At 46.6% G+C, this 23,405-nt stretch carries 17 protein-coding genes; 5 read left to right on the forward strand and 12 right to left on the reverse strand.

All coding sequences use genetic code 11. The annotated features are described in order from the left end of the window. The first annotated feature begins 18 nt into the window (after positions 1-18). Genes BMZ72_RS10190 through BMZ72_RS10200 form a run of 3 tightly spaced genes read left to right on the forward strand, consistent with a single transcriptional unit; the run spans position 19 to position 6,380 of the window. On the forward strand, positions 19-1,032 hold the full coding sequence (locus BMZ72_RS10190; RefSeq protein WP_089807872.1) for a FecR family protein: 1,014 nt from the start codon (positions 19-21) through the stop codon (positions 1,030-1,032). Positions 1,033-1,086: 54 nt separating this feature from the next. Beyond that, positions 1,087-4,614, forward strand: a complete 3,528-nt coding sequence (locus BMZ72_RS10195) for a SusC/RagA family TonB-linked outer membrane protein (protein WP_089807874.1) — start codon at positions 1,087-1,089, stop codon at positions 4,612-4,614. A 17-nt stretch (positions 4,615-4,631) separates the two neighbouring features. Continuing rightward, the gene (locus BMZ72_RS10200; protein WP_255373168.1) at positions 4,632-6,380 is read left to right on the forward strand and encodes a RagB/SusD family nutrient uptake outer membrane protein; all 1,749 of its coding nucleotides are present in this window, start codon (positions 4,632-4,634) and stop codon (positions 6,378-6,380) included. Positions 6,381-6,459: 79 nt separating this feature from the next. Here the strand turns inward: BMZ72_RS10200 and BMZ72_RS10205 are convergent, their stop codons facing one another. The 11 genes from BMZ72_RS10205 to BMZ72_RS10255 all read right to left on the reverse strand — a co-directional run bounded on the left by BMZ72_RS10205 (position 6,460) and on the right by BMZ72_RS10255 (position 19,750). Then, the gene (locus BMZ72_RS10205) at positions 6,460-7,146 is read right to left on the reverse strand and encodes a GNAT family N-acetyltransferase (RefSeq protein ID WP_089807879.1); all 687 of its coding nucleotides are present in this window, start codon (positions 7,144-7,146) and stop codon (positions 6,460-6,462) included. A 92-nt stretch (positions 7,147-7,238) separates the two neighbouring features. Next, positions 7,239-7,526 carry an ArsR/SmtB family transcription factor gene (locus BMZ72_RS10210; protein WP_089807882.1) on the reverse strand — a complete coding sequence of 96 codons (288 nt, stop codon included), beginning with the start codon at positions 7,524-7,526 and terminating at the stop codon, positions 7,239-7,241. Between the two features lie 446 nt (positions 7,527-7,972). After that, the gene (locus BMZ72_RS10215) at positions 7,973-8,848 is read right to left on the reverse strand and encodes an alpha/beta hydrolase (protein ID WP_089807884.1); all 876 of its coding nucleotides are present in this window, start codon (positions 8,846-8,848) and stop codon (positions 7,973-7,975) included. Positions 8,849-8,943: 95 nt separating this feature from the next. Beyond that, positions 8,944-9,606, reverse strand: coding sequence for a DUF4272 domain-containing protein (locus BMZ72_RS10220; protein WP_089807886.1), 663 nt, complete (start codon positions 9,604-9,606; stop codon positions 8,944-8,946). 164 nt (positions 9,607-9,770) lie between these two features. Further along, entirely contained in the window at positions 9,771-10,019 is a 249-nt protein-coding gene (locus tag BMZ72_RS10225) for a hypothetical protein (RefSeq protein WP_089807888.1), read from the reverse strand. A 291-nt stretch (positions 10,020-10,310) separates the two neighbouring features. After that, positions 10,311-12,674, reverse strand: a complete 2,364-nt coding sequence (locus BMZ72_RS10230; RefSeq protein ID WP_089807890.1) for an ABC transporter permease — start codon at positions 12,672-12,674, stop codon at positions 10,311-10,313. A gap of 238 nt (positions 12,675-12,912) precedes the next feature. Next, positions 12,913-13,821 carry a cyanophycinase gene (locus tag BMZ72_RS10235; RefSeq protein WP_089807892.1) on the reverse strand — a complete coding sequence of 303 codons (909 nt, stop codon included), beginning with the start codon at positions 13,819-13,821 and terminating at the stop codon, positions 12,913-12,915. Between the two features lie 32 nt (positions 13,822-13,853). After that, positions 13,854-15,200 carry a RagB/SusD family nutrient uptake outer membrane protein gene (locus tag BMZ72_RS10240; RefSeq protein WP_089807894.1) on the reverse strand — a complete coding sequence of 449 codons (1,347 nt, stop codon included), beginning with the start codon at positions 15,198-15,200 and terminating at the stop codon, positions 13,854-13,856. Positions 15,201-15,212: 12 nt separating this feature from the next. Next, positions 15,213-18,029, reverse strand: coding sequence for a SusC/RagA family TonB-linked outer membrane protein (locus BMZ72_RS10245; protein WP_218155227.1), 2,817 nt, complete (start codon positions 18,027-18,029; stop codon positions 15,213-15,215). Positions 18,030-18,333: 304 nt separating this feature from the next. Further along, positions 18,334-19,092 (reverse strand): SDR family NAD(P)-dependent oxidoreductase, encoded by a 759-nt coding sequence (locus BMZ72_RS10250; RefSeq protein ID WP_089807899.1) that lies wholly within the window; start codon positions 19,090-19,092, stop codon positions 18,334-18,336. A 205-nt stretch (positions 19,093-19,297) separates the two neighbouring features. Next, on the reverse strand, positions 19,298-19,750 hold the full coding sequence (locus tag BMZ72_RS10255) for a helix-turn-helix domain-containing protein (protein WP_089807902.1): 453 nt from the start codon (positions 19,748-19,750) through the stop codon (positions 19,298-19,300). A 191-nt stretch (positions 19,751-19,941) separates the two neighbouring features. Between BMZ72_RS10255 and poxB the strand changes: the two genes are divergently transcribed. Then, complete coding sequence (poxB, locus tag BMZ72_RS10260) at positions 19,942-21,666, forward strand: ubiquinone-dependent pyruvate dehydrogenase (protein WP_089807904.1); 1,725 nt, start codon at positions 19,942-19,944, stop codon at positions 21,664-21,666. Position 21,667: 1 nt separating this feature from the next. Here poxB and BMZ72_RS10265 read toward each other — a convergent pair whose 3' ends face one another. Beyond that, a complete protein-coding gene (locus BMZ72_RS10265; protein ID WP_089807906.1) occupies positions 21,668-22,648 on the reverse strand; it encodes a GlxA family transcriptional regulator in 981 nt (326 codons plus the stop codon). A gap of 138 nt (positions 22,649-22,786) precedes the next feature. Between BMZ72_RS10265 and BMZ72_RS10270 the strand changes: the two genes are divergently transcribed. Then, positions 22,787-23,353, forward strand: coding sequence for a dihydrofolate reductase family protein (locus tag BMZ72_RS10270; RefSeq protein WP_089807908.1), 567 nt, complete (start codon positions 22,787-22,789; stop codon positions 23,351-23,353). Positions 23,354-23,405: the final 52 nt, after the last annotated feature.

The following is a 23,405-nucleotide window of genomic DNA, read 5'->3' on the forward strand; positions in this document are numbered from 1 at the left end:
CTATAATAAAACACCCTTTTGAACCAATACCACCTCTACACCATACGCGACTTTGCCCTGGATGAATACTTCCAGGAATGGGTCCTGCGTCCGGATGTTAAAAACACCTGGTACTGGGAAAACTGGCAGAAAGAACATCCGGAGAAAACAGAAGTTATAGCCGCTGCCGTCAGACTGGTAAAATCCATCCACTTCCGCGACTATGCTATGCCGCCGGCTGAAAAAGAAGCCCTCTGGGACAATATATGGGACAGCATTGCCGCAGAAAGCGATCATGAAACAGCATTACCCGCGACTGTCCACCGGCGTTTCCCCTGGAAATATGCCGCTGCTGCCGTTGTCCTGCTGATAGCAGGTGTATTATGGTTCATGCGGAAACAACCCGCGTTTACGCCTGTAACAGCCAGTATGGCCACGCAGACAGGACAGACAAAACACTTCCTGTTGCCTGACAGCTCGGAAGTATGGCTCAATGCCGCCTCTAAGATCCAGTATACTCAGAAAGACCTTAGCGCGCGCGAAGTATGGCTGGATGGGGAAGCCTGGTTTCATGTAAAGCATACGACAGAGAACAGCCGCTTTATCGTGCACACCTACGACAAACTCTCTGTGGAAGTACTCGGTACACAATTTAATGTCAATAACGTCGGGGATAAGATAGCAGTTGTATTACAGGAGGGAAGCGTTAAACTGAACATCACAGAACTGCCCGGACAAACACCTACACAGCTGTATCTGCGGCCGGGAGAGGCATTACGGTATAATAAAACAGACGGCGCATATACAAAGAGTAAAACAGATGCCGAAAAAGCAGGCGCATGGACCCGCGGACAACTCATCATGGATGACTACACTGTAGCAGATGCTATACAGTTTATGCAACAGGTGTTTGACAGACATGTAACAGTTAAAGACAAAAAGACGCTGCAATACAGTATTTCAGGATCGATGCCCATTAGTTATAACGCAGATACAATGCTTATACAATTTGAAAAAGCTTTTAACACACGCTTTTTCAGACAGGATAAATAAACCACGAAGAAAGACTGATACCCGACATTTTTATTAACCAAAACTAAATCGCACATGAAAAAACATTTACGTGTGCTGCTGATGCATACCCTTGCGTCAGGCGCCCTATGCTCCCAGGCATTGGCTGAAAAGCCGGTAACAGCGATTGCATATCCGTCTGCTGCCAGCTATATCCAGCAGGATGAGATTCCCCTGAAACAGTTATTCCGGCAAACGGAAACAAAGTTCGGCGTCTCCATTGCCTATAAAACCGAACTGGTGACTGACCAGAAGGCAAGCGTGGATATCGCCACCTGTAAGTCGCCGGAAGAAGCACTGGAGAAAGCACTGGCACACTTCAATCTTGCCTTCGAAAAAGTGCGTGAGAAATTTTATGTCATAAAAGCAAAGGAAGCCCCGCCCGCACCGGTCATCGCCATGGCTCAACGTCCCATACGTGGTAAGGTGGTCGACGCAAAAGGTGCTGCATTACCGGGTGTAACTGTTCGTATTAAAGGCACCTCAACCGGCGCTGTTACTGCTGCTGATGGTACCTATACACTTAATATCCCCAGCACCGGTAATGAGGTACTGGAAGTAACATTCGTCGGTTATCAGTCCCAGGAAATTACCGTTGGCACTCAACAGGAAATCAACATCACCCTCTCCGAAAATACCAGTACGCTCAATGAAGTGATCGTAACAGGTTACACCGCTCAAAGGAAGAAAGACCTGACAGGTGCTGTTACTGTGATCGATATCAGTGAAATGACCAAACAGCCTTCCGGACAGGTCACCAGCCAGTTACAGGGACAGGCATCCGGTGTTACCGTCATTGGTTCCGGTCAACCGGGACAGGAGCCTGTAGTACGTATCCGTGGGGTCAATACATTTGACAACAATACACCCTTGTATGTAGTGGATGGCGTACCTACACAAAGTATCAATGACCTCAACCCCAATGATGTTTCTTCCATGCAGGTACTGAAAGATGCAGGCGCTGCATCGATCTATGGTTCCCGCGCTTCCAATGGTGTTATTATCATTACGACGAAGAAAGGGAATGGTAAGGTGAAGATCAAATACGACGCTTTTTACGGCCGTCAGTACCCTAAGGGAGGAAATGTATGGCACACGCTCAATTCGCAGGAAATGGCCAATCTGCGTTGGCTGCGTTATAAGAATACAGGTGAACCGCTCAGCGATACTTTATACGGCACCGGCGCCGCTCCGCGTCTGCCGGATTATATACAACCTGTTGGTCTGATGGAAGGCGATCCGCGGGTGAATCCGGATCTCTATTATGTCAATCCCAACTACACCGACCAGGATGACTACAACAGTTTCTACTATATCACCAAAGCCAACAAGGCAGGTACCGACTGGTTTCATGAAATATTCAATCCCGCATCCATGACCAGTCATAATCTGTCTGTCAGCGGCGGTACAGATAAAGGAAGTTATCTCTTTTCACTGAACTACTACAATCAACAGGGAACGCTGATGAACACTTATCTTAAACGATATATCATCCGTTCCAATAGTCAGTTCAGCCTCAGTAAGAACATCAGAATAGGCGAAAACCTGTCTTTCTCCGTTACAGATAATCCGACGGTAGACCTGCTTACTGCCAGTGGCGCAGTAGGCATGGCTCTCCGTGAACAACCCATCATTCCTGTGTATGATATCAAAGGTAATTTCGGTGGGTCGAATGGCCTCGGACTCGGTGATGCTATGAACCCGGTAGCGATGCAATATCGTACCAGGAATGACCGGGGACAGGTAAACAGGGTATTCGGGAATATTTATGCAGATATTGATTTCCTGAACCACTTTACTTTCCATACCAGTTTTGGTGGTGAAGTAAACTCCGGCTGGAGACATAACTTCACTTATCCACAGTATGAGAACAAGGAAAATGCCGGTGTCAATTCTTATACAGAATCCAGCGACTTCGCACATAACTGGACATGGACCAACACACTGACCTATCACAATACTTTCAATAAAGTACATACGCTGAATATCCTCGCCGGTACAGAAGCTTATGATGAACGTTCACGTAGCCAGATCGGTACCACACAGGATTATTTCTCTTTTGATCCGGACTATGTGGATAATGGTACAGGCGCCGGCGGACAAGTCATTGCCGCTTCCCGGTACTCCGCCGGATTATTATCACTCATCGGCCGGATCGATTATAGTTTCCGTGATAAATACCTGCTGAGCGCTACCTTACGTCGTGATGGCTCTTCCAAATTCGGCATCAATAACCGTTATGGTATGTTCCCCGCTGCCAGTGCAGGATGGCGTATTTCACAGGAATCATTCCTGAAAGATATCGGCTGGCTGACAGACCTGAAAATACGCGGCGGATGGGGTATCATGGGTAATCAGCTGAGTCTTACACCGGGCAACGCCTTTACACTTTACGGTGGCAATAAAAACACCTCCTACTATGATCTGCTGGGTACCAATAATAGTATCGTGTTAGGTTTCCAGCAAATACAGATCGGTAACCCGGATGCAAAATGGGAAAGTGATATCAATACCAATATCGGTTTTGATGCAACCCTGCTCGGTGGGGCTATCGAAATATCGGCCGACTATTACCAGAAAAACATCAAGGATCTATTATATAACAGTGAATTGCCCGGCACCTTTGGAACGGCACCAGCCCCTTACTCCAACGTTGCCAACATGAAAAACAAAGGCGTAGACATCTCCCTCTCCACACATGCCAACCTTGCAAAAGATCTCAAATTTGATGCAACAGTGACCTTCACTTCCTTCAAAAACAGGATCGTAAAAATTGCGCAGGGTGTAGACTACTTTGACAGCCAGCCCCGCAACTTTAGCGAAAGCATCATTCGTAATGCTGTCGGACAACCTATCTCCAGCTTCTACGGTTATCAGATCGCTGGTTTCTGGAACAGCCAGAGTGATATAGATAAAGCCGATCAGGGTGCACAGGCTGCCACCAATGACCCTTCCGCCAGTTTCCAGGAAGATGCTGCTCCGGGACGCTTCCGCTATGCGGACCTGAACCATGATGGCGTGATCAATGCAGATGACCGCACCTTCCTCGGTAATCCAAATCCGAAGGTATCTTATGGCGTCAATCTCGGACTGACCTACAAACAATTTGATTTTAGTATGTTCCTGTTTGGCGTACAGGGCAATCAGATCTGGAACCAGGTTAAATGGTGGACAGACTTCGCCTCTTCTTTTGATGGCGCAAAAAGTAAAACAGCGCTGTATGACTCCTGGTTGCCTGAACGCATGAATGCCAAAGCGCCTATCCAGGAAGGAGAAGGTTCTTTCAGTACGAATGCGGTTCCTAACTCTTATTACGTGGAAAACGGCGCTTATCTGCGTTGTAAGAACATTCAACTGGGATACACGTTCCCTGCACGACTGGGTGGCAGACTACATATTGAAAGACTGCGCATCTATGTACAGGCAGCTAACGTGTTTACGATCACAAAATACAGTGGTATAGACCCGGAAATAGGCGGTAGCGATGTAAGAAGCTTCGGTATTGACGAAGGCACTTATCCAAGTCAGCGCCAGTTCCTGGCCGGTCTCAATCTTACCTTCTGATGTTAAATCTGAAAACCATGAAACTGTATCAATCACTCTCTATATTATTCTTTACAGGCATAAGCCTAAGTATCTCTTCCTGTAGTAAGTTCCTGGACAGGGTGCCGCCTTCTTCATTAAAAGAAGAACTGGTGGCCAATAAAAAAGGGATCAACGCATTACTGGTAGGCGCATATGGCGCCCTTGACGGACAGGACTTCACCGATGGTGATATGACGAATCTTTCAGGTGGCAGCGGTTATGCTGTATCTCCTGACAACTGGATCTATGGCAGCGTATGTGGTGGCGATGCACATAAAGGCAGCGATCACTTTGACTCACCGCCTACGCTGGACCTGGCTCGTTTCAGTGCCGGTGCGACCAATAGTTTTCTGAATGATAAATGGCGTGTGAATTATGAAGGTATCACCCGTTGCAATACGGTACTGAAGTTGTTACCGGAAGCAACAGATATGTCAGAAGATGAGAAGACCGAAATTGCTGCAGAAGCACACTTCTTACGCGGACATTACTACAGCGATCTGAAAAAGATGTTCAACATGGTGCCATGGATCGATGAAACCACCACCGACATGAAAACACCGAATAACCAGGATATCTGGCCAAAGATCGAAGCTGATTTTAAATTCGCTATGGACAATCTTGCCCTGACACAAAGCGAAGTGGGAAGACCGAACAAATGGGCAGCAGCAGCTTATCTCGCAAAGACGTATATGTATGAACACAACTACAATGAAGCGAAGCCATTATTTGATCTGATCACGACAACAGGCGTAACATCTAAAGGTGATCGTTATGCATTGAGGAATCGTTTTGAGGATAACTTTGATGCGGCGACAGAAAACACTTCAGAATCAGTCTTCGCGATTCAGTATGATGCGAATGACAATTCAGGTACTTCCGCCAATGCCAATCAGGGACAGATGCTGAACTATCCTTATAATGGGCCGTTCAGCTGCTGCGGCTTCTTTCAGCCTACCCAGGACCTTGTAAATTCCTATATCACCGATGCACAGGGATTACCCATCCTGGATGGTTATAATACGCATAATGTCAACACAGAAACGGTCGATCCACGGCTGGACTGGACTGTCGGACGGAAAGACATTCCCTATCTCGACTGGGGCGTACATCCCGGCGATACCTGGATCAGAGAGGCGTCTACCGCAGGTCATTATTCTCCAAAGAAGAATGTCTACTGGCAGTCCACACAGGATGAATACTATGATCCACGTGGATGGGCGCCTGGTAATGCCATTAACTACAACGTGATAAGGTATGCAGATGTATTGCTGATGGCGGCAGAATGTGAAGCGCAACTTGGGAATACAGACGCTGCGGAGAGATATGTGAATATTGTGCGTACACGCGCTGCCAGACCAGAAAGTGCCGTGTATAAATATGAGGATGACAGCGAACCGATGGATGGTTTTTCAGATGTACCCGCAGCCAATTATAAGGTGTCACCCTATCCTACCGGAACCTTCTCATCCAAAGGAAAAGATTATGCACTAAAAGCGATCTATTTCGAACGTAAACTGGAGCTGGCGATGGAAGGTCATCGTTTCTTTGACCTGGTGCGCTGGGGTATTGCAGACCAGGCCATGAATGCGTTCTTTGCTTTCGAAGGCCGCATTACACTGGATATACAGGGTGCGAATTTTATAAAGGGAACCAATGAATATTTTGCGATCCCACAACGACAAATTGATCTTTCTACGAATGGAGGTAAGATAACATTACAACAAAACAACGGATACCATTGATAATTGGTGGTTAGTAAAAAAAGAGCAACATTTAACACGGAAGGGTATATCAACACACTGATATACCCTTCTATTTTGTTTAGCTATTTCTGATGATCTCCCAGAATACGATCGGACGTCTGTATTTGAATCCCAGCAGCTCATATACTTTCCTTGCCCTGTCATTGGTGTTGACGAAATGCAGGTACAGGGCATTCCCTTTAGCTACATTCGTAGCCATGATATGTGTCACCAGTTGTTGTGCATATCCTCTGCCGGTGAAGGAAGGATGTGTACATACAGCACTTACTTCTGCCATTCCTGTTACCTTGGTGCGTTCGCCGGCAACTGCCACCAGTTGCCCTTCCTGCCGGATGCCATAGTATTGACCCAGCAAGGGCGTACCTTCAAAAAAGAAACCCGGTTGTACCAGACCGGTCAGTGCCAGCATATCGGGAATATCCTTTTTATCCAAAGCGATCACTGTCTCTTTTTCATCAACAGGCGATGTTTCTTCACAGGTCATCTGTATACAATCCAGCTGACGCACAAGCGCCCAGTTATCAGGTAATACAGGTAATTCCCCGATAATGATCAGCTTCTCTCCTACAGTTGTCCAGGGCAATAGCTCATTGATATCAGCAGTCGCCGGATCAGCACATCCCATGAACTGCAGCACGCCCACAGGATATCGTTGTACCTGAGCCGTTCCCTGTGCAAATGACTGATGTGTTGTCTGTAAAGCCTGCCAGACCGGATTGTCCAGCATCTCAAAATGTTTAAGCATAGCACGGTATTTTTAGAAGGCGGGTATGTATCTAAAAGTTTCGATCAGTAGACATTAAAAAAAAGCAACAGGGTGCTTTCATTTAAAGCTGCTTACACAGTGAAAATAGAGAGGTATCTGATATACTCTGCAAAGATCTCCTTGTTGAGCTTGTATTTAGCATTACGTCCCTCCTTTTCTGCGATCAGCAGGTCAGCATCTACCAGTTGTTTGATATGATGGGAAACGGTGGATTGTGCGAGGTCGAGCATTTCCAGCAGAACGGTGCATTGTGTCCAGTCCTGCTCTTTTTTTATGGCTTCAACGATCTTGATGCGATATGGGTCACCCAGTGCTTTGGAAATTCTTTCAATTCTTTTAATGTCTAATTTCTTATTCATTATCGCAAATTTATCGATTCCTGCCCGATGGCAATTGAATGACAATTCCTCAACTTGTCATTTAATTGTCACATGTCGATATATTAATAAAATCAGTCATTAAGGGTTGTAACGCACATGTTACTACCTATGCGATCTCATAAACATATTTCAGGAAGATATAAGGTTGCTCCCTGAAAGCGCTTTATCAGGGCTGGGTCAGGAATACAACCCGTAGATAAGCAGTACATAATTCGTAGATAACCCGTAGATAACCCGTATCTATAGGAATGGCTTGTATACGGGTTATCTACGGCTTATCTACAGCTTATCTATGAAAAATCTCCCTGACCCAGCCCTGATAAAGAGTAAGTTGCGATATAGCAGAACCTCACCCAAAGGCTATTAAAACAAAAACCCCGGACCGAATAAATCGGTCCGGGGTTCGGTATATAAAAAATGAAATACTACTTCGCAGCCGCTGTTGCAGGTGTCAGGATGTGGCTATCCGTCATCCAGTTGGTCAGCAGTGAGGGCCATGCTTTAATAGATTGCAGATTGGAACGGTAGCCCATATTGAAGGCATGATTCCCATTAGCAAAAATATGCGCCTCTACCGGCACTTTTGCCTGGCGGTAACGCTCCAGTAGCTGCACGATCGGTACGGAGCAGCATTCGTCATCATTCGCGGCTATGAGAAACGCTTTAGGGGCATCTGAAGGCACTTTTTCGGGAATTCCCAGCGGACCAGGGTAAACCAGTATCTGGAAATCAGGTTTACCATTCAGGCGGTCGATCGGGTCTTTGGCAGCCGGATCACCATATCCGGGCGTATAGGCTACCTGGGATACCACTTCTCCACCGGCAGAAAAGCCCCAGATGCCTACCCTGTTGGTATCGATATTCCATTCCGTCGCATGACTCCGTACAAAGCGCATGGCCCTGTAGGCATCCTGACGGATCTCCTTTTCCAATGTGTAGGGAGAATTCTCCTCCCGGAACAGGCGGTATTTCAGGATGATCGCCGCTACGCCTATACTGTTCAGGAAACGGGCAGGCGCCAGTCCTTCGGAGGTATATACCAGCAAACGGAAGCCTCCACCGGGACAGATAACGACAGCTGCGCCGGTTGCTTTTTCCTTTGGCGGAAGATAAATAGTGACTGAAGGATTGTGGATGTTCTTTACGTAGTAATCTTTGGCCTCTTCCGGCTCGTTTTTCCGGCTTTCATAACCGGGGGCACCATTGGGCCACAAATAGAAGGTTTTGGCCGTATCCTGGGCTAAAAGCGTGGAAATTGACATCAGGCAGAACAATGTCAGTAAAACAGACCTGCGTTGCATAGTGATTCTGGTTTACTTACAATATAGGCCATACAGGCCGTATTTTCCAATACAAGGGAAGATACGGCCTGTATAAAGCTGCAAATATGCGGATATTATAAAGTAGAGGTATCTGTGAGATCCCAGTCCCGCACATTCATGAAACGTCTCAGCCAGTTCAGTGCCAGATGACGTTCAAAAGAAGCAGGTACATGTACGTCTGCCGTACTTCGGCGGCCGGCAAACAGGTTATCTCTGTAGTGCGTGGTGGTCAGTTCGTAAAAGATATTTTCGTCGTAGATCTCTTCCGGATTACGGAAATACAGGCGGTCCAGGAAATCTCCCAGTTTATCGCCCAGCGCAGGCAGACTATCAATCAGCTCACTGATCTGTTCTTCACTCAGTTCCTGACCGGGTACGGGTCTGTCCCTTACCAGATTCAGTGACCAGGCCAGTATATAAGCAGCTTCTATTCTCCAGCACAGGGCTGTCAGCGTATCATCGCTTACAATACCACCGTTCAGGTAGATCGCTTCCTTTTCGCTCACATAAGACCAGATATGCTCATTCCTGAGCCAGTTCACAATACCGAATTTCTTCGAATTGTCCTGTATAGTGTAGGCAATTGCAAGCAAAATCATTACTCTGCACCCTACTTCCCGCGGAGTCGCAAATAGTTGGTGATCAAAATTCAGGTATTCGGGATACGCGATCTGATAATTGTTGATTCCATGTTGCGCGAGTCTCTCCTCAATTCTTGTAATTCGTGCTGCTAACATTTATCTAATTAGGCTTCTACTATATATTTATTCACAGGATATTATGCTATAAACATACAATTCCTGCCAAGATATAACTTTTTACAGAAAGCAACCCTATTTCCTGTAAAAATTACGGCAGGTGAACTGTCACCTGCCGCTGTTTTTATAGTAAGTTCTCCTTTTTATCGCATCGAATCCCTTCGCTGTTTTTCCATTTTCTTTGCTCCTTTGTCTATCTTTTTCTCCGTCTTGTCCATTTTCTTATCTGCCTTTTCGATCTCCCTGTTGGCCTTCTTTTCCTCCTTCTGTACTTTACGATGCACCTTCGTGGAATCATGTTTATAAGGTTCCTGTGCGTAGGCGCCAGCAGTCACAAACACAACAGCCAGCACAACAGCTGATGTTTTCGTTAGAAATGACCGGATGTTCATACTGTACAAGAGCTTGTCAACCCCGCCACATAACGATTTACATGATTACTTGGGACATTTTTTAACAACTCTTTTAACAGGCCATTCATAGCTTCTTTTGGTTCAGGACGCTATATTGCGGACCTGATAGACATGCGGAAGCATGTCTCTTCATAACGTGAGATATGACAGCTGGATAGTCCTGTCCAGCTCTTTCTTTCAATATCTCGCGGATCCCCTCTCCGCCATTACATACAATAAAAATACCGGGCAGACATCCACCCGGTATCAAACATTATATCTTCCGTATAGTTATTCTACTTTCAGACTCTTTACAGGATCCGCCAATGCTGCTTTGATCGCCTGATAACTCACGATCATGAGCGTCAGCAGGACGGTGGAAATGCCTGTTATCAGAAATACATCCGGTCCTATATGTATTCTGTAGGCAAAACCTGCCAGCCAGTTATTCATCGCCCACCATGCCAGGGGAAATGCGATCAGTACGGCCAGTAGTACCAGCTTCAGGAAGTCGCCGGATAATAGCACGACCACATTCCTTTCAGACGCACCCAGTACTTTACGTATACCGATCTCCTTATGTCTGCGCTGTGCCGTAAAGGCTGCAAGTCCGAATAATCCCAGACAGGAAATAACAATCGTCAGTCCGGCGGCATAACCCGATAGTTTCGCTAAGCGGCTCTCCGTAACATACTGCGCCTGGTATTCGCTATCGACAAACGCATAGTCAAAAGGGAAACCGGGATCATACTGCTGGTATAAGTTCTTCAATGCAGCTAAAGTTTCTTTGTTCTGTCCTGCTTTGATCCTGACCATTATCCTGTATGTCAGCAAAGGCTCCAGCCGGAAGGCAAAAGGTCTTACATTTTCATGAAAGGACTGGAAATTGAAATCTTTCACGACACCCGCAATCTTTCTGTTCTGTCCCCACATCTTAACTACCTTACCCACAGGATTTGTCAGGCCCATACTTTTGATAGCAGCCTCGTTGAAGATGATCTCCGCACTATCCGAACTGAGGCTGCTGTTGAAGCTCCTACCTTCTTTCATTTCCATCCCCAATGTTTCGATCATCCCGTAGCCAACGCCGATATTAGCAAAATCAGTCTTATCACCCTGTTGCTTACCTTCCCACAGGATATCAGAAGTGCTGCCGAAATCAGCTACTATTGAAGTATGGTCCATACTTGATATAGCTGCTACACCTGGTATATTCCTGGCTGCATTCACAAAGAGCGGCGTTCTTTTAACCAGGTCAGTACCCAGCTGAAAACTCACTACGTTATCCACTTTATATCCCGGATCTTTCGTCTGTATGTACTGGATCTGCTTATAAACAACCAGCACGGCCACTATGAAAACGGCTGAAATCACAAACTGGAAAATCACCAGCCCTTTTCTTACCCATATTTCGCCAATAGAGCTCTTTAATTTGCCTTTCAGGATCGCAACAGGATTGAACCCCGAAAGATAAAAGGCGGGGTAAATTCCGGCCAGTAAGCCGGTAAAAACAGTAATGCTCAATATTGCAACGATCAGGAAAGGATCCGCATATAAGCCGATCTGCTTACCGGTGATCGCATTGAATGCCGGTAAGAGGAATGGTAGTAAGATCAGTGTCAATCCCAGGGACATGAATGTGATCAGCACAGATTCCCCCAGATACTGAAACACCAGTAAGCGCCGGCCTGCGCCCACCACTTTTCTGATACCCACCTCCTTCATTCTTTTCGAAGCCTTCGCTGTAGAAAGGTTCATAAAGTTGATACTGGCGATGATCAGAATGAACAGGGCAATAATAGAAAACATCCGCACATATTCGATCCTGCCACCACTCAGCACACCGTTCTCATACCGGTTGTACAGATACGCCGCAGAATAACGCCGGGTAAACAGCGGTAGATTAACATCCTTATTTTTTGTCTTTACAAAACCCGCTATTTTACGGTTGAACTGACTGATATCCGTCCCTGGTTTCAGCACTACATAAGTAGAAGGATCGAGATTGCCCCATTCTCTCAGATAGGAATAATTATCCAGGTATCGCTCATAAGGCAGTACATAATCAAACTTCGCAGAAGAAGCCGCAGGCAGGTCTTCAAACATACCGGAAACCTGCAGGGTTACACCCGGCTCCCATTCAATAGCACGTCCCACGATATTCTCTGTTGTATGGAACAGTTTCAGCGCCAAAGATTTTGAGATCACAATAGATTGCTTATCTGCCAGTACCTGCTCTTTATTCCCCTGCAATAAAGGATAGGAAAACATGCTGAAATAATCCTTCTCTGCGTAATATCCGATCGCTTTAATCTTCTGCTCTTTTGTGGACAGTACCGTCTCACCTGACCAGAAAGGATAGATGACATTGGCGGCATACTCCACCTCCGGCATATCCTCTTTCAAAGTCCTCGCCAGTATACCTGGCGTAGCCGCCATCGTCTGTATACCGGCAGACGTTTCCACATTGGTCATTACCTGGTATAACTGTGCATCTTTCTCATGGAATTTATCCATATGCACTTCGTCGTTGATCCACAGATAGATCAGAATGGCGCAAATCAATCCGGTGGATAATCCTATCAGATTAAGCACGGTAAACTGGCGGTCCTTCATCAGGTTTCGCCAGGCAATTTTGATGTAATTTTTAAACATCGCGGGATTTTTATCAGCTATCGCATCTCACGGAAAAGGTCCCCACGCCAGCTGATGCACCAAGCTGATGCCAATTTACCGGAAACTAAAAAGAAACATATTATACATATACAAATAAATCATGTGTTCATTTCCGAACCGTTCTCCGTTCAATAGCTGACATAGATAAGCACCAAAATTAAAAGGCCGTCCGTCATCTGACGAACAGCCTTACTATATGCGATTGTCTGACTAAACATTAATTATTACTCAGCCGCGGCGTATTAACGCTTGGCTGACGCACAGGACTGGTCGTGATCACTCTGCGTTGCTGCAGATCAAAACGTTGTCCCCTGCCCAGGAAATAGAAAGGACCATCGGTGTTGTATTCTCCAGTCGGACTCTTCTCCTTCCCATTAATATGCGCAATATCATAGATCGCTACATAAGAGTTGCCGAACACTTCGAATGTATCCTTCTGCACAACTATCGCCGTGCTTTCATCTATACCGATGCCCAGCAGTTCAGGATGTGCCTTGATCACACCCGTAAGATCAAACTGTCTGTTACGGCGTAAGATGTGCTGATCGATCGCCACCTTGTGAATGAGATCCAGTCCCTGCACATGATCCCCTTCCAGTATACCATTGCCTTTTGTATCTCCGCGAAGCAGGAAAGAACCCTGTATCGTCGCACCAGCAGAAGTACCACCGATCACACCTCCGCGCGTCAGCACCGCTTTGATCTCCTTTTCAGCCAATGTATGCAGATAAGCATCTGCTATCTTCCACTGTCTGCCTCCGGGAAACCATATTGCGGTCGCCTTTTTCAGGGGCGCCACAAAACTTTCCGTATTAGCCACCTTTGGATCACGGGTATGCAATACGGTCACATTTGCAACTCCCAGATCCTGTAATAGTTCCTTTTCAAAGGATTTACCTGTGGCCAGTGCAGAGTCTTCTCCTGCAGTTGGAATTACCACGATATTCGCATTAGGACCACCTGCCAGTTCTACAAATCGTGCCCATATCTCAGGTCCTACTTTACCACCCCCTACAATCACCAGTGCACCTTTCTGCGGACCAACCACCGCATCTTTTGTCTGTTGCGCCATACTTGTACCTGCTATCAACAGCAGCGAAAATACAGCAACCAATAAGCGTTTCATAGCAATCATTTTAATGAATATATAAGCATGTATTAATATCCTGGATTAGGTTCCAGGGATTTATCCGCCAGTAGTTCGTCGGCAGGAACAGGGAACACCTGCCTGTTCTTATCTGTTACCCCCAACACCGTCGCTACCCTGCCCGTACGTACCAGGTCAAACCAGCGATCTCCTTCAAATGCAAACTCCAGTCTTCTCTCCTGTTCCACAGCCAGTATTATTTCCGCCTGTGTTGCTTCCGTAAATGTAGTAAGACCTGCTCTGTCCCTGATCGCATTCAGGTCCTCCAGTGCTGTTGTGAGTTCTCCCGACTTCGCCCTTGCTTCTGCACGGATCAGATATAACTCCGCTATGCGGATCAGATAGGCCGGATCGGTGCCTGTTGGTGTACGGTAATACAATTTACCATACCAGAGATTACCCGGAGGAGCCGTCTGTCCGATCAGGGCATTTCTGTTGCCACCTGTTGCCGGGTCATTTAACAGACCAACCAGCTGCGCATTCGGCGCCCATTCTCTTCTGCCACCTAAAGCAGGTGGTAACCACCAGTTGTAATGACCATTCTTGAAAGATACACTATAGGCGATTTCCAATACGGATTCTGTAGTTGCTACTGCATTATTTGCAAAGAATGCACTGTAAGGTTTGGCCAATTTATAGTTCGCTGCATCGTCTATAACTTTTGTCGCATACACAGCTGCTGAATCCCACTTTTCCTGGTACAGGAAGTAACGCGCTTTCAAAGCCCAGGCCGTTTTACGCGTTGCACGATTACGATTGGTTGTAAGTGGTAAGAGTTGTGCTGCTTTATTCAGATCGCTCAATACCTGCGCATAAGTATCCGTCAGACTACTTCTCTTTATACCGCTATGATCACCGGGTAAACGGGTAGGTGTCAATATGAGTTGTACACCTCCCCAGCCGCGCGCCAGATCAAAATAACTCAATGCCCGGACAAAATAAGCCTCTCCTGTCAGCTGGTCTTTCTTTGCCTGTGTGAATAAAGGATCAGATAAAGGAGGGATGGCGTCAATGATATAATTCGCCGAAAGAATTGTGCGATAGATAGCGGCCCAGGAGGTAGCCACATTGCCATTATCAGCACTCAGCTGACGATTGGCGATCTGTTGCGGGGCAGACTGTGACCCTGTCCATTGTATATCGCCTCCGGAGAGATAGGAAAGTGCCTGAAAATTCGATCCGTAGTACCCATCACTGCCTAACAGATTGTACAGTCCATTAACCGCAGTTTCTGCACTGCCTGCATTCGTGATAGCCTGCGAATCATCTACCTGCTGCTCTGGTTGTACGTCAAGGAATTTACTGCACGAAATAGTGCTCAGTAATACAGCGGTCAGTATCGTATATGTTGATCTCATGTTGTAAGCAGATTAAAGCGTCAGATTTAAACCAAATTGTACTGTTCGTGGCTGTGGAGGTGTACCCAGGTCATATCCCTGTACATTAGGATCAGAAGTCACGTTTACCTCCGGATCAGGCCCTATATATTTCTTCAGCAGCCATAGATTGGTGCTGCTGAAATAAATACGGATATTGCTCGCATGGATACGGTTAGCCACTCTTGCCGGCACGGCATATCCCAGGGTCAGCGCACTCAATCGCAGGAAAGAACCATCTTCCAGGAAACGGCTGATTGGGTTCAGTGCATAGTTGTTACCAATGGTAGTGATCCTTGGCACATCTGTTACATCTCCTGGCTTCTGCCATCTGTTCAGCTGATTTTTATTGATGGCCCTGCGGTCATCTCTGGTGCCACCTGATTCATGAAAGAAGCGGTTACTGTTATATACTTTGTTGCCATACTGAAAATTGAAAAATATGGACGCATCAAAACCTTTATAGCTAAATGTGTTATTCAAGCCACCAAAAAACTTCGGCGTAGCCTGACCCAGCATTTGTCTGTCCGCCGCTGTGATCTTACCATCTTTTGTTACATCATCATACACCGCATCACCGGTCTTCTCATCCACATACAACTGTTTATACACAAAGAAAGAATGCATCGGGTACCCCTGCGCCATTCTCTCCACGGAATAAGACGCATCGATCGGAATATTCAGTTTTTCAATACGGTTGATGTTACGGGCGATGTTGAAACCCGTCTGCCAGCTGAATTGCTTCGTGCGGATATTCACCGTATTGATCCCTAACTCAAGCCCTTTATTACTGATCTCTCCGGAGTTACTCGCAATTGTTCTGAAGCCGCTGCTCACCGGCAAAGGCAGATTTAACAGCAGATCAGAAGTGTATTTATCATACCAGTTAAACTCTACACTGATGCGATCATCCAGCAAACCAAGGTCTAATCCGAAGTTCCATTGACGTGTCGTTTCCCAGCCTAACTGCGGATTGGCTAATTGCTGTGGGATGGTACCCGGATTGTCCAGGTAGTTGGCACCACCGCCCCACAAACCCCTTGAAGCGAAGTTGCCGATGCCATTCTGGTTACCAGTCAGACCATAATTCGCTCTCAGTTTCAGATCGCTGATAACGTCTATGCCCTGCAGGAACTGTTCTTCTTTTGCTCTCCAGGCGACACCCAGTGAAGGGAAGTATCCCCACTGATTATCCTTACCGAATTTGGAAGATGCATCTGCCCTGAAATTGACTTCCGCGAGGTATTTTCCTTCATAGTTATATTCCACGCGGGAAAAGAAAGACACCTGTCTGTTTTCCGCACGATTGGAGGAAGCTGTAGTTGTTGCAGCAGAAGCGATTTGTTTGAATGCATCGCTGGGGAAGTTGGTACCCTGTGCCCAGGTTTGCTGCGCAATATTTCCCTGTATGGAATTACCGACCAATACACCTATTGCATGCCGCTGACTGTTATTACGATAAGACAATGTCTGTTCGTTCACCCACACCGTATTTTTACTCACACTGGAAGTGGCCAGTCCTTTGCTGGCACTGCCTCTGTTGGTATAACTATTCCAATATTCAAACTCATCATAGTCGTTGTAATCCAGGCTCCAGCTGGTACGGAATTTCAGTTGCTTCAGGATGTCTGCTTCCGCGTAAAGATTACCGATATAGCGGATGCTGGTCGAGTTCATGTCTGTATACTTAATCAGTACATCCAGGTTGTCAAAACCGGCCCATTTTGCATAACTGCCATCATCATTGAATTTCGGCAGATAGGTAGGCGTATGTAATGCCGCCTGTAGTATTCCACCCTGCGGACCATCTCCTACCCTCGCATTGGTGCGGCGTGAACGTGATAAGGAGTTACTGCTACCTACGCGTATCCTGTCTGTGATCTGCTGATCAAGGTTGACTTTCAGACTGGCGCGCTGATAGTCGTTTGTCTTGATACTGGCCAGTTGTTTATTATATCCACCGCTGAGATAATACCTTGTTTTTTCATTACCACCTGATAAAGACAGGTCATAGTTCTGGATACCACCTGTGCGGAATATATCATGTAAACGATCGTAGGTAGGTTGTTCTTCCGGTAGTCCGCGGCCACCTGCTGACTTAGGCCGGAAAGGCCTTGTATCAAAAGGTTTCCCGTCATTTACCCACGCTTCATTGATGATCGTCGCGTGTTCCGGACCAGATACCAGTTCCCACAGTTCAGGCGCCCAGGCGAGTCCCAGATAGGTGTTGAATCCTACTTTAGGCCGGCTGTTGTATGCCCCTCTTTTTGTCGTGATCAGTACTACACCATTGGCGGCTCTCGCACCATATATGGCAGTTGCAGTGGCATCTTTCAGAATAGAGATAGATTCAATATCGGCAGGATTGATATCTGCCAGTGGATTATTGCCCTGTCCCTGCGTAGTGACTTTCTGTAAAGACTGATTGTTGATGAATACACCATCTACTACATACAGCGGATCGTTGCCAGCATTGATGGAGGTCGTACCACGTATACGAAAGAAGATACCATCACCGGGAACACCTGTATTGGCGCTTACCTGGACACCAGGTGCACGTCCCTGTAGTTGCTGGTCAAAACTGGCGACAGGCCTGTCTTTGATCGTTGCTGCCTTTATACTCGTAACAGCGCCGATCACTGCTTTTCTGCTTTGTGCGCCATATCCTACGACAATGACATCGCCCAGTGTGCGATTCATAGAAGAAGCAATAGTGGTGTCCACAGACGGAGGAGCGGAAGATTGTGCATTACTCAGTAATGGCCCCACCAGCATGCACAGGACAATAGGAGCATGTAAATGTTTTTTCACATCGAACAGTTTGGATAATAGTATGCCGTATCAACAGCATACTGTTGATAGTTATGGAAAGGTTGCTATTGTGTTACAGAAATGGGCCTTATTGTGCTGGTGGGATACAACGGGCTCAAAGATCAGTCGTTCAACATATTAAAGCTGACATATAGTTGGTCGATAGTTTAGTCTACTAATTATGTAGACAAATATAATTCAAAAAATCAGTTCTCAAAATATCCGGGAGAATAATTACTGCCAATAATAAAACACCCGCATGGTTATGCCATGCGGGTGCTACAACTGCGAGATAAGAAAAAGACTACAGGAACAGTCCACCAGATGCTTCAATACACTGTGCGGTGATCCATCTTGCTCTTTCGCTGCAAAGGAAAGCTACAATACCACCGATATCATCCGGCACGCCCATACGGCCCAGTGCAGTTTGTCCTACCAGGTGATCTTTCACACCAGGGATCTCAAATGCATTTCTTGTGAAATCTGTCTCAATAGGACCAGGTGCTACCACATTCGCTGTAATACCTCTTTTACCCAGTTCTTTAGCAAGATACTTTGTGAAGTTATACACAGCTGCTTTCATAGAAGAATAAGCAGCATAACCAGGTGTTACAAACCGTGCCAGTCCGGTAGAGAAGTTAACAATACGGCCACCATCAGCGATGGTATCCAGTAATGTCTGTGTAAGGAAATAAGCACCCTTGAAATGGGTATTCATCAATGCATCAAAATCCTCTTCTGTTGTATCCGGGATCTGCGAATAACGGTCAATGCCGGCATTGTTCACCAGGAAGTTAATATGCGTTGTATTCCATTTTTCCTTTAATGCCTGTTGGAGGGCTGTTTTAAAAGCAGGGAAAGACTTAACTGCTGCTACATCCAGTTGTAAAGCGATTGCTTCTACATTGAACTGCTGTACCGCTGCTACCACTTCCTGTGCTTCTTCTTTTTTACTATGATAAGTGAACACTACATGGTGTCCGTCTTTTGCCAGTTCGAGTACTGCATTCTTTCCTAATCCACGGCTACCGCCGGTTACCAGTGCTATTTTCTGTGTTGCCATTTTTTTTGTTTTATTAACAAGACAAAGGTGAGACTTTGGGGAGATGTGATTATGGTGAACAGTTAAGGAAAAATGGTAGCAAGTTCAGTATCTTGGAAAAATTAAGAATTAACAATTAAGGATTAAGAATTGGGAAGACATTTTGTTATATAAGTAGAAAGAGCGCTTCAATGACAGAAGCGCTCTTTCTTATAATTCTTAATTTTTAATCGTTCATTCTTAATTTCCGATACTGCGTCGGCGTCATGCCTTCAAACGCTTTAAACCATTTCGTAAAATTAGAAGGATCATATGTCATCAGCGCTGCAACATCTGCTACTGAATACTTGTTATCCATCAGCAGCTCCTTTGCTACCTGCAACAGCTTCTCTTCATAAAAATAGCAGGGATGATAGCCGGTATGTTCTTTGATAACATTGCTGAAGTGTGTAGGATGAATGAACAGTGCTTCTGCGAAGTCTCTCAGTTCAAACATCTCTTCTACTTTTCCTGCCAGCAGGTCAGCAAGGTGCTGATCTATCTGCTGGAGATAGTTTTGAAATATCTCTTCCTTACGGCTGATATATTTCTTTGGCACTTTGATCTTTTCCGCCTGTTCTTTTGATACTACCAGGGACACTACACTATTCCGGGCCGGACTTGACAACACTGTGATCATTGCGTTTACGGTTTTGTATACAAGTTTACGCTTTCCCCGGGATAAAAAATGGTGAGCATTTCAGTTTTTCTGGTAGCCTCATCCGTTTTTGTACAGGTTATGGTTCTTCATGCCAGAATCAACGAAATTCCGGTTAAGCGACCTAACGCATTGATTTGAAACAGTACATTTAATTCATAAATACCTTGTTTATGCCCAAAACAATAGCTGCTCAAATAGTAGAACAACTGATAGCCGCCGGAGTAAAAAGAGTACACGGCGTAGTAGGCGATTCTCTCAACAGTATCACGGACGAGATACGCCAGCACAAAGAACTGGACTGGATCCATTACAGGCATGAAGAGGCCGCTGCTTTTGCCGCAGGCGCAGAAGCGCAGCTGACTGGTCAGCTGGCAGTATGTGCAGGTAGCTGCGGACCCGGCAATATGCACCTGATCAACGGACTCTACGACGCACACCGTAGTATGGCGCCCGTACTGGCGATTGCTGCCCAGATCCCCAGCACAGAGATAGGCACCTCCTATTTTCAGGAAACCAGACCGGAAGCCCTCTTCCGGGAATGTAGTCACTATTGTGAAACCATCGCCTCTGCGCGGCAGATGCCCAGGGTATTACAGACAGCCATGCAGCATGCGATCGGATTGGGTGGTGTGGCCGTGATTGCCCTCTCAGGGGACGTCGCCACACAGACAGTGGAGAGTAACGGACTGGAGCATCCCCTGCTGATGAGCCGTCCAGCTATCCGGCCATCTGACAGGGAACTGCATAAACTGGCTGACCTGATCAATACTGCCGAAAAAGTTACCCTCCTCTGCGGACGTGGCTGCGCGGGTGCACATGATGAACTGATCGCCTTTGGTGAGAAGGTCTATTCTCCTATGGTACATGCCTTAAGGGGAAAGGAATTTGTGGAATATGACAATCCTTTTGATGTAGGGATGACAGGACTGATCGGTTTCTCTTCGGGTTATCATGCGATGGAACGGAGTGACCTGGTAATCATGCTGGGTACCGATTTCCCTTATAAGGACTGGTTCCCCTCCAAAGCGAAGATCGTCCAGGTGGATATCCGGGCAGAACGCCTGGGCAGGCGCTGTGCCATCTCTCTGGGATTGGTTGGTGATGTGAAGGAAACGCTCTATTGTCTGTTGCCGTTGCTCAAACAAAAGACAGACAGGTCCTTCCTTGATAAATGCATCACACACTATCAAAACAGCCGGGAATCCCTGGAAAGTCATGCCACTGGCAAGGCAGATGCTACGCCTATTCATCCGGAGTACCTGACACATGTCCTCAACGAACTGGCCGATCCGGATGCCATCTTTACTGCGGATGTAGGAGAACCTACCGTGTGGGCAGCCCGTTACCTGAGAATGAAAAAGGGACAACGCCTGCTGGGATCATTTAACCACGGCTCTATGGCCAGTGCCATGCCGCAGGCAATTGGCGCACAGCTGACACATCCCGGCAGACAGGTCATCTCCCTCTCCGGAGATGGTGGTTTTTCCATGCTGATGGGAGATATTCTGACCATCGTGCAGTATAACCTGCCGGTAAAGATCGTCGTGTTCAATAACAGTTCGCTGGGATTCGTTGCCATGGAAATGAAAGTGGCCGGTCTGCCGCCTTACGGTACCGACCTCAAAAACCCGGATTTTGCCCGGATGGCGGAAGCGATCGGGATCAAAGGCATACGCGTGGAGAATCCTGCCAATGTACGTACCGCCCTGCAAAAGGCGTTTGAACATGACGGTCCGGTACTGATAGACGCAGTCGTGAATCCATCCGTACTGGTCATGCCGCCCAAGATCGAATTCTCCCAGGCGAAAGGTTTTGGTATGTATGCCCTGAAACAGGTATTCAACGGTAATGGTAAGGAAGTGTGGGATACGCTGACCTCCAATTTCCTGGATTAGGTCAGGCCACTACCGCTTCTTTATTGTATTTATTCCGGTAGTCGATAGGCGACAATCCCGTGATCTTTTTGAACACTGTCCTGAAAGATTTGGTGTCGTTATAACCTACCTCGTACATAACTTCATTCACATTCTTATGGCTGTTTTCCAGCCATTTCTTTGCGGCCTCAATCTTCACCCGTTGAATATATTCAGCGGGTGTATTGTTGGTCGCCTTTTTAAAGCGACGGTCGAAATGCCTTCTTCCGATGGCAAAACGGGACGCCAGATCATCCACAGAGATCCTTTCCGTCAGATTACATTCAATAAACTCCTGCGCTTTTTTGATCGGTTCATCCTCGTGTTTCTTTTGTCCGTTGAACATGACAAAAGGAGACTGTGTTTTCCTGTCTATTTCCAGGGCAAACAGTTTCGCGATCCTGATGGCCAGTTCACGGTCAGTCATTTTCTCCACCAGATGCAGCAACAGGTTCCAGTAAGAGGTGGCGCCTCCGCTGGAATACAGTCCCTGTTCCTCTGTAATGATCCTGCCATCTATCAGGTCCACTTCCGGGAACATGGCCCTGAATTCAGCCGCTGATGCCCAGTGACTGGAACATTCCCTGCCGTTCAGCAATCCGGTAGCCGCCAGCATGAAAGAGCCGATACACAGACTGGCTACTTCGGCTCCCTGGTGATAATGATCGATGATCCAGGGAAGAAATGCCTTATTTCTTTCAAGGGTGGCTTTCAGATTCCCGCTCAAAGGCGGAATGACGATCAGGTCCGTCCGGGACACATCCCCGATCAGCACATCAGGGTGGATCGAGAAAAGACCCTGATTGAGCCTTACTTCTCCGCCTAACCCTACCAGTTGCACGCGGAACATGGGAGATTTTCCATCAGCCTCCAGGAACTCGTTGAGCGTCGTGAACATATAGCGTGTATCAGCAATTGTACCTAATACAGCCTCATCTGGCACGAGGATTGAAATGTGTTTCATCGGGAATGTGATTTAAACAGGTTGCCCAACAAAAATAAGGAAATTTGCATGTCAGAAACAACCCCGCCACAAGTCCGGAACACGCCCCCTCCAACCTATCCAGTGACTGTACCTTTGATATTGAGCAATTCTTATGGAATGAGAAAGATAATCGTATCTATGAATGTTACGCTGGACGGATTTATGGCGGGCATTAATGGTGAACTGGACTGGCATTTTCCACTCTGGAACGAGGAAATGTCGCTCTATATCTGTCATCAGCTGGGAAAGATGGACACCATCCTCCTGGGCAGACGTAGCTATGAACGCATGGCGCGTTACTGGCCGGTCAGGTCCTTCACCGGGGTAGAACTGGAATATGCTGAACTAATGAACAACCATACAAAAGTCGTATTCTCTCATACACTGGAAAACACGAGCTGGCAGAATACCCGGCTGGTAAAAGGTAATATCAGCGAAGAAGTGCTGAAGCTGAAGCAGTCGCCCGGGAAAGATATGATCATCTACGGCAGCAGCAGTATCGTACAATCCTTCATCCGGCAGGGACTGATCGATGAGTTCCAGATATGGGTACATCCGGTGTTTATTCAGAACGGTGTGCCGATGTTCAGGGATATGGAAGAGAAGGTGAGACTGGAGTTTATGCGGACAAGGTCGTTTAGTAGTGGAGTAGTGATACTATACTATCGTATAATGAACAATTAAGAATTAAAAATTAAGAATTGTGTCTAATAGGTTTTATGGGTAACAACCTCTT

It is taken from the genome of Chitinophaga sp. YR627 (assembly GCF_900114995.1).
In the GTDB taxonomy this organism is placed as follows: domain Bacteria; phylum Bacteroidota; class Bacteroidia; order Chitinophagales; family Chitinophagaceae; genus Chitinophaga.

Coding starts and splice junctions, on each gene's coding strand:
- BMZ72_RS10270 (WP_089807908.1), top strand. CDS start 22,787: ATGAGAAAGATAATCGTATCTATGAATGTTACGCTGGACGGATTTATG.
- BMZ72_RS10205 (WP_089807879.1), bottom strand. CDS start 7,146: ATGCTTAAACATTTTGAGATGCTGGACAATCCGGTCTGGCAGGCTTTA.
- poxB (WP_089807904.1), top strand. CDS start 19,942: ATGCCCAAAACAATAGCTGCTCAAATAGTAGAACAACTGATAGCCGCC.
- BMZ72_RS10235 (WP_089807892.1), bottom strand. CDS start 13,821: ATGAAACGCTTATTGGTTGCTGTATTTTCGCTGCTGTTGATAGCAGGT.
- BMZ72_RS10255 (WP_089807902.1), bottom strand. CDS start 19,750: ATGATCACAGTGTTGTCAAGTCCGGCCCGGAATAGTGTAGTGTCCCTG.
- BMZ72_RS10200 (WP_255373168.1), top strand. CDS start 4,632: ATGAAACTGTATCAATCACTCTCTATATTATTCTTTACAGGCATAAGC.
- BMZ72_RS10195 (WP_089807874.1), top strand. CDS start 1,087: ATGAAAAAACATTTACGTGTGCTGCTGATGCATACCCTTGCGTCAGGC.
- BMZ72_RS10215 (WP_089807884.1), bottom strand. CDS start 8,848: ATGCAACGCAGGTCTGTTTTACTGACATTGTTCTGCCTGATGTCAATT.
- BMZ72_RS10250 (WP_089807899.1), bottom strand. CDS start 19,092: ATGGCAACACAGAAAATAGCACTGGTAACCGGCGGTAGCCGTGGATTA.
- BMZ72_RS10265 (WP_089807906.1), bottom strand. CDS start 22,648: ATGAAACACATTTCAATCCTCGTGCCAGATGAGGCTGTATTAGGTACA.
- BMZ72_RS10210 (WP_089807882.1), bottom strand. CDS start 7,526: ATGAATAAGAAATTAGACATTAAAAGAATTGAAAGAATTTCCAAAGCA.
- BMZ72_RS10225 (WP_089807888.1), bottom strand. CDS start 10,019: ATGAACATCCGGTCATTTCTAACGAAAACATCAGCTGTTGTGCTGGCT.
- BMZ72_RS10240 (WP_089807894.1), bottom strand. CDS start 15,200: ATGAGATCAACATATACGATACTGACCGCTGTATTACTGAGCACTATT.
- BMZ72_RS10220 (WP_089807886.1), bottom strand. CDS start 9,606: ATGTTAGCAGCACGAATTACAAGAATTGAGGAGAGACTCGCGCAACAT.
- BMZ72_RS10230 (WP_089807890.1), bottom strand. CDS start 12,674: ATGTTTAAAAATTACATCAAAATTGCCTGGCGAAACCTGATGAAGGAC.